The sequence below is a fragment of the Cupriavidus sp. 01L46 genome (genome assembly GCF_056399905.1).
Genome location: NZ_JBFTSF010000158.1, coordinates 1 through 13,327, shown reverse-complemented (window position 1 = coordinate 13,327; position 13,327 = coordinate 1). Strand labels below are relative to the sequence as shown.

The following is a 13,327-nucleotide window of genomic DNA, read 5'->3' as shown; positions in this document are numbered from 1 at the left end:
TGCCCAAGGCAGTGTTCTTGCCGGCGCATGACGCGCTAGCTAGAACAAACTGCCGGTCTCACACCGGCATCACTGGAGACGGGCATGGATCTCAACTATTCGGCGTCCGACGATGCCTTCCGCGCCGAAGTGCGCGGCTGGCTGGAGGCCAACCTGCCGGCGGAAATCAGCAGCAAGATTCTGAACCACCGCCGCCCCAACCGCGACGACCTGGTGCGCTGGCACAAGCTGCTGGCGGGCCGTGGCTGGTCCGCGCCGCACTGGCCGGTGCAGTATGGCGGCACGGGCTGGAATGCCACGCAGCGCCACATCTGGGACGAGGAAAATGCCCGCGTCGGCGCGCCTGGCGTGCTGCCTTTCGGCGTGGCCATGGTCGCGCCCGTGATCATGAAGTACGGCAGTGAAGCGCAGAAGAGCTACTACCTGCCGCGCATCCTGGATTGCACCGACTGGTGGTGCCAGGGTTACTCCGAGCCGGGCTCGGGTTCCGACCTGGCGTCGCTGAAGACCCGTGCCGAGCTGACCTCGGACGGCAAGCACTACATCGTCAACGGCCAGAAGACCTGGACCACGCTCGGCCAGCACGCGGACATGATCTTCTGCCTGGTCCGCACCGATTTCGAAGCCAAGAAGCAAGAGGGTATCTCCTTCCTGCTGATCGACATGAAGACCCCGGGCATCACCGTGCGCCCGATCATCATGCTCGACGAAGAGCATGAAGTGAACGAAGTGTTCTTCGACAACGTCCAGGTGCCGGTGGAGAACCGTGTCGGCGAAGAAAACCGCGGCTGGACCTACGCCAAGTACCTGCTCGGCCATGAGCGCACCGGCATCGCCCGCGTGGGCAACTCCAAGCGCGAGCTGGGCTTCCTCAAGCGCGTGGCCAAGCAACAGCAGAAGAACGGCCGCCCGCTGCTGGAAGACCCGCTGTTCGGCGCCAAGGTTGCCGCGCTGGAAATCGAGCTGATGGCGCTGGAGTTGACCGTGCTGCGCGTGGTGTCGAGCGAGAGCGCCGGCAAGGGCCCCGGCCCCGAGGCATCGATGCTCAAGATCAAGGGCACCGAGATCCAGCAGATGCTGACCGAGCTGATGGTGGAGGCCGTCGGCCCCTACGCCCAGCCGTTCGACACCGCCTACCTGGAATGCGAACACGAACACGCGGTGACCGGCTACGACGACGCCGCGCCGCTGGCCGCTTACTACTTCAACTATCGCAAGACCTCCATCTACGGCGGGTCCAACGAAATTCAGAAGAACATCATCAGCCAGATGATCCTGGGGCTGTGAGGAGACACGCGATATGAACTTCAATCTCAGCGACGAACAGAAGCAACTGGCTGACGCCGTCCACCGCTTCATCGACAAAGACTACGATTTCGAGACCCGCAAGAAGGGCATCAAGGCCGAAGCCGGCCATAGCGATGCCGCCTGGGGCGCGCTGGTGGAGCTCGGCCTGACCGCGCTGCCGGTGCCGGAAGCGCAGGGTGGCTTCTCGGGCACGCCCATCGACATGATGGTGGTGATGCAGGAGCTGGGCCGCGGCCTGGTGGTCRAGCCGTACTTCGCCACCGTGGTTGCCGCCTACGCGCTCAAGCTGGCCGGCGGCCAGGACGCGCTGCTGGAGCAGGTTGCCGGCGGCGAGCTGAAGCTGGCCACCGCCTTCAACGAGCCGCATGCCCGCTATGCGCTCAACGACGTGCGCGTGACGGCCAAGGGCGGCAAGCTCAATGGCCGCAAGGTCGTGACGATTCACGGCGCGCAAGCCGGCAAGCTGGTCGTCTCGGCGCGCACCAGCGGCGCCGACGCCGACACCAATGGCATTTCGCTGTTCCTGGTGGACCCGAAGGCGGCCGGCGTCAGCATCACCGACTACCGCACCATCGACAACCTGCGCGCGGCCGATATCACCTTCAAGGACGCACAGGGCGAGCTGCTGGGCACCGAAGGCGCGGCGTTCGCGCTGATCGAGCAGGTGGCTGACTACGCCGCCGTGCTGCTGTGCGCAGAAGCCGTTGGCGTGATGGACACGCTCAACGCCGCCACGCTGGAATACGCCAAGACCCGCCARCAGTTCGGCGTGCCGATCGCGCGCTTCCAGGCGCTGCAGCACCGCATGGTGGAGATGTTTATCCACGCCGAGCAATCGCGTTCCATCACGCTGCTGGCTGCCGCCAAGTTCGACGAGGCCAGCCCGGAAGAACGCCGTCGCTTTGCCTCGGCGGCCAAGGCACGCGTGGGCCAGGCGGCTCGCTCGGTCGGCCAGGAGGCCGTGCAGATCCACGGCGGCATGGGCGTCACCGACGAACTGCCGGCGGCGCACATGTTCAAGCGCCTGACGCTGATCAACACCACCTTCGGGGATGTCGATCATCACCTGTCGCGCTTCGCGGCACAGCCGGGCTTCCTGGAAACGGTCTGATCCAGGTTGAATCAAAGAACCGCGCCGGTTGTCCGAGGCGCGGTTTTTTGTTATGAGTTGACCTCGTATCTTTTGCTGCGATTCTCCCACCTCGCAATTTGCATCTCGCATTCATTGTTGACGGAGCGATTCATGTCCACCCTGTATTTCGAAGATTTCGCCGTCGGCAGCAAGCGCGACCTCGGGTCCCACCTGGTGACGGAGGAGGAGATCCTGACCTTTGCCCGCCAGTATGATCCCCAGCCCATCCACATCGACAAGGAAGCCGCGCAAAAAAGCATCTACAAGAACCTGATCTCCAGCGGCTGGATGACCTGCTCGATCATGATGCGCCTGCTGGTGGACAACATGACCTCCAAGGCCGCCAGCATGGGCTCGCCCGGCGTGGATGAGATCCGCTGGCTCAAGCCGGTCTATGCGGGCGATACGCTGCGCGTGTCGCTGGTGGTGCTGGATGCGCGCGCTTCCTCGTCCAAGCCGGACCGCGGCGTGGTGCACACGCAATGGGAAGCCACCAACCAGCGCGGCGAACTGGTCTGCACCGTCAAGGGCATGGGCATGTACGGACGGCGGCCCGCCTGACGATTCTCAAGCATCATCCCGGCCATCCCGGCTTCTACAGATAACTCGTACAACAAGGAGACACCATGCGTACCATCGCTTCGCTCGAAGAACTGGAAAGCCTGCAGGGCCAGGAAGTGGCCATCAGCGACTGGATCGAGATCACCCAGCAGCAGGTCAACCAGTTCGCCGAAGCCACTGGCGATCACCAATGGATTCACGTCGACGTGGAGCGTGCCCGCCGCGAATCGCCGTTCGGCGGGCCGGTGGCCCATGGCTTCCTGACGTTGTCGCTGCTGCCGGCATTCATGCACAACGCGCTCGATATGCCGGGCGTGAAGATGGGCGTCAACTATGGCCTGAACCGCGTGCGCTTTACCGCGCCGGTGCCGGTTGGCAGCCGCCTGCGCGCCCGCGTGAAGCTGCTCTCGGTGGAGCGCCTGGAGCCTCTGCCGAACACGCCCGCGCTGGTTGGCGCCCAGTCCACCTGGGAAGTCACGGTGGAGCGCGAGGGCAGCGAGCGGCCGGTGTGCGTGGCGGAATCCATCAGCCGCCGCTACTCGTAAGCCAGACTGGCCGCGACGGCCGCCACGGCCGGCGCGGTCTGGTTGAGGTTGTTCCGCCAGGCGCGGTTCAGGCCGGCAAACGCGCGGACGCTATGTCTTGCGGCGAGGCCGCCAGCGCCTTTGCGGAACGCTCGGGATTGATCCAGCACAAGCCAATCACGCCACTTGCCAGCAGCAGCAGGGCGTTGATCGTGAAGCCCGCTTCAAAGCCGCCGTTCATGCCATGGCGCTGCACCAGTTGCCCCACCACCGCCGGCGCCAGGATGCCGGCCAGCGTGATCAGCGCCGTGTGGATCGACAACACGCTGCCGCGCTGGCCCTCCGGCACGATCTGCGCGAGCATGGCCGGGGTCAGGGCGAACGCCACGGGCGGCAGGCATGCCGCCACGGCAATCAGCAAGGTCTTGGGCACTGGCGCCAGCGTGATCGAGGCGATCGCCAGGTACACGCCGCCGCCTGCCAGCGCGGCCACCGAGATGAGCACGCCGCGCGCGAGCCGCGACGATGCGCCTGCGCGCAGCATGCGCTGCGACAACCAGCTGAGGATCAGCGTAACGGGCATGGCCGAGGCCACGATGGCCGCATACCAGCGCCCGGTGGTGACCGGATCGAAGCCCAGGCCTTTTTCCAGGTAGGCGGGCAGCCAGGTCAGCCCCAGCGCCAACGCCCAGTATGCGCAAAAGCCAATGGCCAGGCAGGCCAGCACGGTCGGGTCGCGGAAGATGCGCCGGTAGGGCAGGCGCACGGGCGTGGCCGCGGTGCCGGCGCGTGGTGCGCTTGCCTGCGTGAGCGGTCCCTCGCRTCCCACGCAGAGCCACATTGCGCTCCACGCCATGCCGATGCCGGCCAGGATCATGAAATTGGCGCGCCAGCCCCATCGGATCGTCACCAGCGGGATCAGCAGTCCAGCCAGCAGCAGGCCTACGGTGGCCCCCTGGTTGATCATCGCCACCGGCAGGTTGCGCTTGTGGTCCGGAAACCATTTGAATAGCGCGTGCACGGAGATCGGGAAGGCCGGCCCTTCGGCCGCGCCAAGCAGCATGCGGCACACTAGGATGGTCATGGCCGATCCCGCCAGCGCCAGCGGGACCTGCAGCACGGCCCACGACAAGCCCATCGCCAGCAGCAGCCAGCGCGCGGCCACGCGATTGGACAGAAAGCCGACCAGCACGGTGGATAGCGAGAACAGCCAGAAGAAGCTGCTGGCGATCAGGCCGAACTCGGCCGGCGGCAGCTTCAGGTCTGCCATCAGCGGCACGGCGACCATGCCCAGCACGATCTTGTCGAGGAAGTTGATCAGCGAAAGCCAGGTCAGCATCGAGGCCATGGCCCAGGCGCTGCGTGGCTGGTAGGAGGCAAGTGGTTTCATCGGTCGGCCTTAGGATCGGTTCAACGTGTTGGCTTGGCGCTCGTTTGTCGTGGTGGTCGCTGAATCCAGGTGCTGCTCGATCAGTGCGAGCAGGCGCTCGGGCTGTTCCAGCATCACCAGGTGCCCGCTGTCGATCTCCGCGTAGCTGGCGCCGCTGATCGCCGCGGCGAGCGCGCGGCAATGCGCCGGCGGCACCATCTGGTCGTGGCGCATGCCGATCACGAGCGTGGCGGCGCGGATGCGGGGCAACAGCGGCGTGACGTCGATGACGGCGTCGAGCCCGGCCTGGCGGTCGCTGCCGGGCGCCAGGCCCGCGCCGAAGCGCCGCAGCATGCCCTCGACGGTGGCGTCGTCCATGCACGCGATGAAGCCCTCCGATACGCCATTGAGCAGGAGCATGCGCGCCAGTTGATGGCGGTCCGAGCGCGCCAGCGATTGCCACAGCCTAAATAGCAGGCGCATGCGGCTATCGGTCCGCGCCCAGGCGCCGAACAAGACCAGGCGCCGCACGCGCTCAGGCATCAGCGCGGCCGCGGCGGCGGCCACCACGCCGCCTAGCGAATAACCGACCAGGTCCACGGGCAGGTCGCCCGCCAGCGCCATGCAGTCGCGCACCTGTCCGACCAGCGCATCGAGCGTCAGCGGCGCGCCGTCGTCACGGGTTTCGCCAGAGCCCGCAAGGTCCAGCGCCAGGCAGCGCCTGCGCAGCGCGAGCCCGGGCAGCAGGGCGGCCCAGTTGGTTTCCGCGCTGGAACTGGTGCCGTGTACGAGAAGAGTCGGCCGTCCGGTGCCGGCCTCGATCAGGCTGGTTCGGATAGGCTCCGACGCGATTTCCAGGCGTTGCATGTCGAACTCCCTTGGGTTCTTTTGACGGGCTGCGTACGGTGGATGTCAACGCAATCGATGTCGTTGATGTGGCAGGCGCCGGCGGCCGGGCGATGCTAGGGCCGCTCGCCGGCATGGCGCAGCATGAAGTGCCCCCAGTCCGGCTTGCGCGTCTTCCACCAATAGGCCGTGGCATGGCTCGACCAGTTGTTGATGACCCTGCCGCTGGCCGACTTGTACCAACTGCTGCACGAGCCTGCCCACGCGGTCTGGCCGATGGCCGCCTGCAACGCCTGGTTGAAGCGCGTCACCACCTCCGGGCGCACCTCTATCGAGGCGAAGCGCGCCGCGCGGCAGGCCTGGATGCACTGCAGGACATAGCGCGCCTGGCACTCGAGCATGAAAATGATGGAGTTATGGCCCAGGTTGGTATTGGGGCCGTACAGCACGAACAGGTTGGGAAATCCAGGCGCCGTCATGCCGAGATACGCCTCCGGACCCTCGCGCCACTGATCGGCCAGGGTGCGGCCGTGGCGGCCGGTGATGCGGATCGGCGCGAGGAAGGAGCGGGCGTCGAAGCCGGTGGCGAAGACGATGGCGTCGGCCCGATGCCTGGTGCCGTCGGCGGTGACCACGGCGTCGGCTTCGACGCGCTCGATGCGGGCGGTCTCGACATGGACGTTCGGCCGCTTGAGCGCCTGGTAGAAATCGTCGGAGATCAGGATGCGCTTGCAGCCGATYGGGTAGTCGGGCGTGAGCTTGGCGCGCAGCACCGGGTCGGGAATCATGTGCGCGAGGTAGCGGCGCGCCAGCGTTTCCAGTTCCCGGTTGCGGCCGCTGTCCCGCTGCATGCGCCCGAAGCGCAGTTCACGCTGCAGGTAGAGGTGCCAGCGATGCAGCCGGGCCGTCCACGGGTGGCGTTCGAAGCGCGCTTGTTGTCCGGACGTATAGGCCTCGCCATTGCGCGGCAGCACCCAGTTGGCACTGCGCTGGAATACCGTCAGCTTGCCCGCTTCCGGCGCGATGCGCGGGATGAACTGCAGCGCGCTGGCGCCATTGCCGATCACCGCGACCTGCTTGCCGCGCAGATCGGCGTCATGCCGCCAGCGCGCGGAATGGAAGGCCGTGCCGGCAAAGCGGTCCAGCCCTGCAATGTCTGGCGCCAGCGGGCGGTTGAGCTGTCCGGTGCCGCTGACGAGGATGCGCGCGGCGATGGTGTCGCCGTTGCTGGTGCTCACCCGCCACAGGCAGGCGGCGGCGTCGTAGCGCGCCTCGGTGACCTCCGTGCCGAAACGGATATGCCCGAGCAGCCCGAAGCGCTCGGCGCAGTGCTGCAGGTAGCGATGGATCTCCGGCTGGGGCGAGTATGCGCTGGACCAGTCCGGCTTGGGCGCGAACGAAAAACTATAAAGATGGGAGGGAATGTCGCAGCCGCAACCCGGGTAGGTGTTGTCCCGCCAGGTGCCGCCCACCGTGCCGGCCTTCTCCAGCACGACAAAGTCATGGATGCCGGCTTGCTTGAGCTTGATGCCCATGCACATGCCGGCCACGCCGGCGCCGAGGATGACGATCTGGTCCGCGTCGGGCGTCGTTGACGCTTTCAATGGGCTGTCTCCGTCGTGCTTTTTTATGGGTAGTCGCGGCGCGTGCGGCGACGCCGTGGCCCGCAATCGAGAGGCCACCTTAGAGCCGATTGCGGATTCGGGCAAGTCACGGCGCAACATGCGTGCCGCCATGTGCCCCAATCTGAATCAGCCGGCGGCGGCGCACAGGCTTGGTGCGTGACGCTTGCGCACTATCGTGGTGCGATGGGCGGSCGGGCGGCCTCTGGAGGCACGCCAGGCCGTGTACACAGTCTTGTATACAAGCTTGTATGCCATGGCATGCTAGTTGCAGAAGAGATACCCGGGGTGCGTTGTTCCTTTATCCAACACGACAATCTGGGAGCTGCAATGAAAAGACGTGACATGCTGAAGCTGTCGGCGGTAGCCGCCGCGGCCTTGTTTGCAACGGCAGGCGTGAGCCCGCTGGCATTGGCGCAGTCCAAGGAACCGATCAAGATCGGTATCCTGCATTCGCTGTCCGGCACCATGGCCATTTCCGAGACTTCGCTCAAGGACGTGGCGCTGATGACCATCGACGAGATCAACAAGAGCGGCGGCGTGCTTGGCCGCAAGCTTGAGCCGGTCGTGGTCGATCCCGCTTCCAACTGGCCGCTGTTCGCCGAGAAGGCGCGCCAGCTGATCACCAAGGACAAGGTTGCCGTCACGTTCKGCTGCTGGACCTCGGTCTCGCGCAAGTCGGTGCTGCCTGTTTATGAAGAGCTGAATTCGCTGCTGTTCTATCCGGTGCAGTACGAAGGCGAGGAGATGTCCAAGAACGTCTTCTACACCGGCGCGGCGCCCAACCAGCAGGCCATTCCCGCGGTGGAATACCTGATGAGCAAGGAAGGCGGCGGCGCCAAGCGCTTCTTCCTGCTTGGCACCGACTACGTCTACCCGCGCACCACCAACAAGATCCTGCGTGCCTTCCTGAAGAGCAAGGGCGTGGCKGACAAGGATATCGAAGAGGTCTACACGCCGTTYGGCCACAGCGATTAYCARACCATYGTCGCCAACATCAARAAGTTCTCGCAAGGCGGCAAGACSGCSGTSATCTCCACCATCAACGGTGACTCCAACGTGCCCTTCTACAAGGAGCTGGGCAACGCCGGCCTGAAGGCCAAGGACGTGCCGGTCGTGGCGTTCTCGGTGGGCGAGGAAGAACTGCGCGGCATCGACACCAAGCCGCTGGTGGGCCACCTGGCCGCATGGAACTACTTCATGTCGGTCAAGAACCCTGAAAACGAAGCCTTCAAGAAGCAATGGGCGGCGTGGGTCAAGGCGAACAACCTGCCGGGCGGCGACAAGCGCGTGACCAACGACCCGATGGAAGCCACCTATGTGGGCATCCATATGTGGGCACAAGCTGTCAAGAAGGCCGGTACGACCGATCCCGACAAGGTGCGTGCCGCGATGTATGGCCAGACCTTCAAGGCGCCGGACGGCTTCACCCTGACCATGGGCGAGAACCATCACCTGTACAAGCCGGTGATGATCGGCGAGATCAAGGGCGATGGCCAGTTCACGGTCGTGTGGAAGACGCCCAAGGCCGTGCGTGCGCAGCCGTGGAGCCCGTTCATCGCGGGTAACGAAGGCAAGCCGGACAAGGTGATGTAAGCAGGGCGCCCGCTTGGCGCTCTCCTGCTCTCCCGCTTGCCTCGTGGCTGGTGAGGGAGGGGAGGGAGAGGAGGGCGCCAGGCAGTGTCTTTGCCTCCTCGCATGCTGTCCGCCGCTTCGGTGCGGTGGCGGCAAATCGTCACGCCGATCAAGGTGACGCGCGTGCTTCGCCGCGCGCGACTCGCAAACCTTATGCACCGACCCTTATCGTTCTCTCTCGCTTCACGTTTGCGCGCCATGCTGGCCGCGCTGCTCCTGCTGGCCGCGTGCCCGCTGTGGGCCGCGCCGCTCACGCAGGCCGACCTGAAGCCACTGGCCGAAGACGACTTCGACGCCAAGACCGCCGCGATCACCGCACTGACCAAGGCGCCGGTGGCGCAGGCCGGCCCCATCCTCAAGGCCTTGCAGGACGATACGCTGCAATATGCGCCGGGCGTCGGCATGGTGCGCCAGGACGGCGACAAGCTGGTGGACGCGATCAGCGGCACGCCGGTCACGGTCAAGCCCGACGCGCTCGAAGCGCTCACCCTGAACAACAGCCTGCGCGCGATGGTGGACAGCGCCGCCAGCAGCACGCTGCTGCAATCGCCCGATGCGGCGGTGCGCACGCAGGCCGTCAATACGCTGCTGGACCAGCCGGGCAGCGCATCGCGCCCGGTGGTGGAGGCCGCGCGCAAGGCCGAGGCCGATGCCGGCCTGCGCGCCAAGCTCGATGTGATCTGGGCCAATATCGTGCTGGCCGAGGGCAACCGCGACGATCGCCTCGAAGCCATCCGCATCCTCGGCCGCGACAGCAATCCGCAGAGCCGCCAAAAGCTGCAGCCGCTGCTGGAAAAGGACGCCGCCGGCAAATTTCGCGAGCCCGACGCCGAACTGCGCGGCGCCGCGCAGCAGGCGCTCGATGCCTTGCGCGGCGACCAGCGCCGCGCCGAGCTGATCGGCAACCTCTTCGCCGGCCTGAGCCTGGGCAGCGTGCTGCTGCTCGCCGCACTGGGGCTGGCCATCACTTACGGGCTGATCGGCGTCATCAACATGGCGCACGGCGAATTCCTGATGATCGGCGCGTACGCCACGTACATGGTGCAGGGTGTGTTCCGCGCGCACTTTGCCAGCGCGTTCGACTGGTACCTGCTGTTTGCGCTGCCCGCATCGTTCCTCGCCTCCGCCGTGGTCGGCTTCGTGCTGGAGCGGCTGGTGCTGCGCCATCTCTACGGCCGCCCGCTGGAAACGCTGCTGGCCACCTTCGGCGTGAGCCTGCTGCTGATGCAGGCGGTGCGCACGCTGTTTGGCGCGCAGAACGTGGAAGTGGCCAATCCATCCTGGATGAGCGGCGGCATCGAATGGCTGCCCGGCATGGTGCTGCCATACAACCGCATGGTCATCATCGTGTTTGCGCTGGCGGTGGTGGCGGTGGCCTGGGCCGTGCTTAACCGTACCCGCCTTGGCTTGTTCGTGCGGGCCACCACCCAGAACCGCACCATGGCGGCTTGCGTTGGCGTGCGCACCTGGAAGGTGGATAGCTACGCCTTTGCCTTTGGCGCGGGCATCGCCGGCCTGGGCGGCTGCGCGCTGTCGCAGATCGGCAATGTCGGCCCCGACCTTGGCCAAGCCTACATCATCGATTCCTTCATGGTGGTGGTGCTGGGCGGCGTTGGGCAGCTCGCGGGCACCATCATCGGTGCTTTCGGGCTGGGCCTGATCAACAAKTTCATCGAGCCGTTCTATGGCGCGGTGCTGGCCAAGATCTTTGTCCTGGTGCTGATTGTGCTCTTCATCCAGAAGCGCCCGCAGGGACTGTTCGCGCTCAAAGGGCGCAGCGCGGAGGCATGATGAAGACTTCTCTCTCGAATCCATCCACGGCGGGTTTCCGGCTGGCCGTGCCGGAGCGCCAGCCGCTGTTCTCCGGGCGCAGCTGGACGGCGTTGCTGGTGATCGCGCTGGTGGTGGGCATCGGCGTGCCGGTGTGCGCGCTGCTGGTGCCCGAAGGCCATCCCATGCATCTGTCGGCCTATGCGCTGACGCTGATCGGCAAGATCATGTGCTTCGCGCTGGCCGCGATCGCGCTGGACCTGGTGTGGGGCTACTGCGGCATTCTCAGCCTCGGCCACGGCTTGTTCTTCGCGCTCGGCGGCTATGCCATGGGCATGTACCTGATGCGCAGCATTGGCCGCGAAGGCGTCTACAAGAGCGACCTGCCCGACTTCATGGTGTTCCTCGACTGGAAGGAAATGCCGTGGTTCTGGCATGGTACCGAGCATCTCGGTTACGCGATGCTGCTGGTGGTGCTGGTGCCGGGCGTGCTGGCGTGGCTGTTCGGCTTCTTCGCCTTCCGCTCGCGCATCAAGGGCGTGTACCTGTCCATCATCACGCAAGCCATGACGTACGCCGCCATGCTGCTGTTCTTCCGTAACGAGACGGGTTTTGGCGGCAATAATGGCTTCACGGATTTCAAGCGCATCGCCGGCTTTGCCGTGGCCGCGCCGCAGACCCGCACGGCGCTGTTCGTGCTGACGTTCCTTGCCCTGCTGGCCGGCTTCATCGCCTGTCGCTACATCGTGACGTCCAAGCTCGGCCGGGTCGTGACCGCGATCCGCGACGCCGAGATGCGCGTGATGTTCTCGGGTTACAACCCGCTTGGCTACAAGCTGTTCGTGTGGACCTTTTCGGCCGTGCTGTGCGGCATCGCCGGCGCGCTTTACGTGCCGCAGGTGGGCATCATCAACCCGGGCGAGATGTCCCCGGCCAACTCCATCGAGATGGCGGTTTGGGTGGCCGTGGGCGGACGCGGCACGCTGATCGGCCCGATCATCGGCGCCTTTATCGTCAACGGCGCCAAGACCATGTTCACGGCTTACTTCGCGGAGTACTGGCTGTTCTTGCTGGGCGCGATGTTCGTGCTGGTGACGCTGTACATGCCGGATGGCGTGATCGGCCTGCTCAAGCGCGCGCGTGCCATGCGAGCAAGCCCGCAGGCCGCGCCGGGCAATGCGGCGAATGCGCCGGCTGCCGCCACCCGCAGCGGAGGGGAAGCATGAACGCAGCACTGGGAGCACAACAGGCGGAAAGCGGCGGCACCACGGGGCTGGGCCGCGTCATGGAGCCGGGCGTCATCGACGTCTCGCACGGCCCCATCCTTTACCTGGAAGACGTGACCGTGCAGTTCGACGGTTTCCGCGCGCTGAACAAGCTCACGCTGTCGATCGACCACGGCGAGCTGCGCTGCGTGATCGGGCCCAATGGCGCTGGCAAGACCACCATGATGGATGTGATCACCGGCAAGACCGGGCCGCGCAACGCCAACGTGAGCGGGCGCGTGTTCCTCGGCCAGAGCATCGACCTGATGCGCATGACCGAGCCCAAGATCGCGCAGACCGGCATTGGCCGCAAGTTCCAGAAGCCCACCGTGTTCGAGCAGCACGAAGTGTGGGAGAACCTGGAACTGGCGACGAAGGGTGACAAGCGCTGGATCACTTCATTGCGCGCGCGCCTGGGCGCCGAAGGGCATCGCCGCATCGAGGAAACGCTGGCGCTGACGGGGCTGGAGGACGAGGCCTATCGCCCGGCCGGCTTGCTGTCGCACGGGCAGAAGCAGCGGCTGGAAATCGGCATGCTGCTGATGCAGAAGCCGCAGTTGCTGCTGCTGGACGAGCCGGTGGCCGGCATGACCGATGAAGAAACCATGCAGCTGGCCAAGCTGCTTAACAGCCTGCGCGGCACCTGCTCGATGATGGTGGTGGAGCACGACATGGAGTTCGTTGCCGCACTGGCCGGCGATGAGGGCAAGGTGACGGTGCTGGCCGAGGGCAGCGTGCTGGCCGAAGGCACGCTCGACGCCGTCAAGCGCGAGGAGCGCGTGATCGAATCCTATCTCGGCCGCTAGGCGCAGGGCCGGATCGAAAAAAAGGGAACGAGACTATGTTGCAGGTCAATGCACTCAACCAGTTCTACGGCGGCAGCCACATCCTGCGCAACGTCACCTTCGAGGTGCCGCAAGGCAAGCTGACGACCTTGCTTGGCCGCAACGGCGTGGGCAAGAGCACTTTGCTCAAATGCCTGATGGGCGTGGTGCCGACCAAGAGCGGCAGCATCAGCTGGGCCGGGCAGGCGCTGGAGAAGAAGCCGCCGTACGAGCGCGTGGCATCGGGGCTGGCCTATGTGCCGCAGGGCCGCGAGATCTTCCCGCGCCTGACGGTGGAAGAAAACCTGCTGATCGGCGCGGCCAGCCTCAAGAGCCCGTCGGGCGTGCCGGACCGCATTTACCAATTGTTTCCGGTGCTGCGCAGCATGCGCCAGCGCCGCGGCGGCGATCTCTCCGGCGGCCAGCAGCAACAGCTGGCGATCGGCCGCGCGCTGATGAGCGAGCCGGAAC

12 protein-coding genes are annotated in these 13,327 nt (G+C 65.7%); 9 read left to right on the top strand and 3 right to left on the bottom strand.

Annotated features, from left to right (window positions below):
- Window positions 1-84 precede the first annotated feature (84 nt).
- The 4 genes from AC1DS3_RS24275 to AC1DS3_RS24260 all read left to right on the top strand — a co-directional run bounded on the left by AC1DS3_RS24275 (window position 85) and on the right by AC1DS3_RS24260 (window position 3,546).
- Window positions 85-1,287: an acyl-CoA dehydrogenase family protein gene (locus AC1DS3_RS24275; RefSeq protein ID WP_043344761.1), complete on the top strand. Its 1,203-nt coding sequence runs from the start codon at window positions 85-87 to the stop codon at window positions 1,285-1,287.
- 13 nt (window positions 1,288-1,300) lie between these two features.
- Complete coding sequence (locus AC1DS3_RS24270) at window positions 1,301-2,419, top strand: acyl-CoA dehydrogenase family protein (RefSeq protein WP_477128121.1); 1,119 nt, start codon at window positions 1,301-1,303, stop codon at window positions 2,417-2,419.
- A 132-nt stretch (window positions 2,420-2,551) separates the two neighbouring features.
- The gene (locus tag AC1DS3_RS24265; protein ID WP_441633491.1) at window positions 2,552-3,001 is read left to right on the top strand and encodes a MaoC family dehydratase; all 450 of its coding nucleotides are present in this window, start codon (window positions 2,552-2,554) and stop codon (window positions 2,999-3,001) included.
- A gap of 65 nt (window positions 3,002-3,066) precedes the next feature.
- A complete protein-coding gene (locus AC1DS3_RS24260) occupies window positions 3,067-3,546 on the top strand; it encodes a MaoC family dehydratase (RefSeq protein WP_441633493.1) in 480 nt (159 codons plus the stop codon).
- Window positions 3,547-3,613: 67 nt separating this feature from the next.
- Here the strand turns inward: AC1DS3_RS24260 and AC1DS3_RS24255 are convergent, their stop codons facing one another.
- From AC1DS3_RS24255 to AC1DS3_RS24245, 3 genes are all read right to left on the bottom strand, one after another.
- Complete coding sequence (locus AC1DS3_RS24255; RefSeq protein ID WP_477128120.1) at window positions 3,614-4,915, bottom strand: MFS transporter; 1,302 nt, start codon at window positions 4,913-4,915, stop codon at window positions 3,614-3,616.
- Window positions 4,916-4,924: 9 nt separating this feature from the next.
- Window positions 4,925-5,761, bottom strand: coding sequence for an alpha/beta fold hydrolase (locus AC1DS3_RS24250; RefSeq protein WP_441633497.1), 837 nt, complete (start codon window positions 5,759-5,761; stop codon window positions 4,925-4,927).
- A gap of 95 nt (window positions 5,762-5,856) precedes the next feature.
- Entirely contained in the window at window positions 5,857-7,344 is a 1,488-nt protein-coding gene (locus tag AC1DS3_RS24245; protein WP_441633499.1) for a flavin-containing monooxygenase, read from the bottom strand.
- Window positions 7,345-7,692: 348 nt separating this feature from the next.
- Here AC1DS3_RS24245 and urtA point away from each other — a divergent pair, with 348 nt between their 5' ends.
- The 5 genes from urtA to AC1DS3_RS24220 all read left to right on the top strand — a co-directional run.
- The gene (urtA, locus tag AC1DS3_RS24240; RefSeq protein ID WP_477128119.1) at window positions 7,693-8,958 is read left to right on the top strand and encodes an urea ABC transporter substrate-binding protein; all 1,266 of its coding nucleotides are present in this window, start codon (window positions 7,693-7,695) and stop codon (window positions 8,956-8,958) included.
- Between the two features lie 192 nt (window positions 8,959-9,150).
- Window positions 9,151-10,788: an urea ABC transporter permease subunit UrtB gene (urtB, locus tag AC1DS3_RS24235; RefSeq protein WP_477128118.1), complete on the top strand. Its 1,638-nt coding sequence runs from the start codon at window positions 9,151-9,153 to the stop codon at window positions 10,786-10,788.
- On the top strand, window positions 10,788-11,993 hold the full coding sequence (gene urtC, locus AC1DS3_RS24230) for an urea ABC transporter permease subunit UrtC (RefSeq protein WP_441633758.1): 1,206 nt from the start codon (window positions 10,788-10,790) through the stop codon (window positions 11,991-11,993). Before urtB ends, urtC begins: the two co-directional genes overlap by 1 nt.
- A complete protein-coding gene (urtD, locus tag AC1DS3_RS24225) occupies window positions 11,990-12,838 on the top strand; it encodes an urea ABC transporter ATP-binding protein UrtD (protein ID WP_441633505.1) in 849 nt (282 codons plus the stop codon). Before urtC ends, urtD begins: the two co-directional genes overlap by 4 nt.
- 35 nt (window positions 12,839-12,873) lie before the next feature.
- On the top strand, window positions 12,874-13,327 hold a 454-nt coding region (locus AC1DS3_RS24220; RefSeq protein WP_477128117.1), incomplete at its 3' end, for an ATP-binding cassette domain-containing protein.

Excerpts from the sequence above, each read along its gene's own strand:
- AC1DS3_RS24275 (WP_043344761.1), top strand. The coding sequence starts at position 85 with ATGGATCTCAACTATTCGGCGTCCGACGATGCCTTCCGCGCCGAAGTG.
- AC1DS3_RS24265 (WP_441633491.1), top strand. The coding sequence starts at position 2,552 with ATGTCCACCCTGTATTTCGAAGATTTCGCCGTCGGCAGCAAGCGCGAC.
- AC1DS3_RS24260 (WP_441633493.1), top strand. The coding sequence starts at position 3,067 with ATGCGTACCATCGCTTCGCTCGAAGAACTGGAAAGCCTGCAGGGCCAG.
- AC1DS3_RS24250 (WP_441633497.1), bottom strand. The coding sequence starts at position 5,761 with ATGCAACGCCTGGAAATCGCGTCGGAGCCTATCCGAACCAGCCTGATC.
- urtC (WP_441633758.1), top strand. The coding sequence starts at position 10,788 with ATGAAGACTTCTCTCTCGAATCCATCCACGGCGGGTTTCCGGCTGGCC.
- urtD (WP_441633505.1), top strand. The coding sequence starts at position 11,990 with ATGAACGCAGCACTGGGAGCACAACAGGCGGAAAGCGGCGGCACCACG.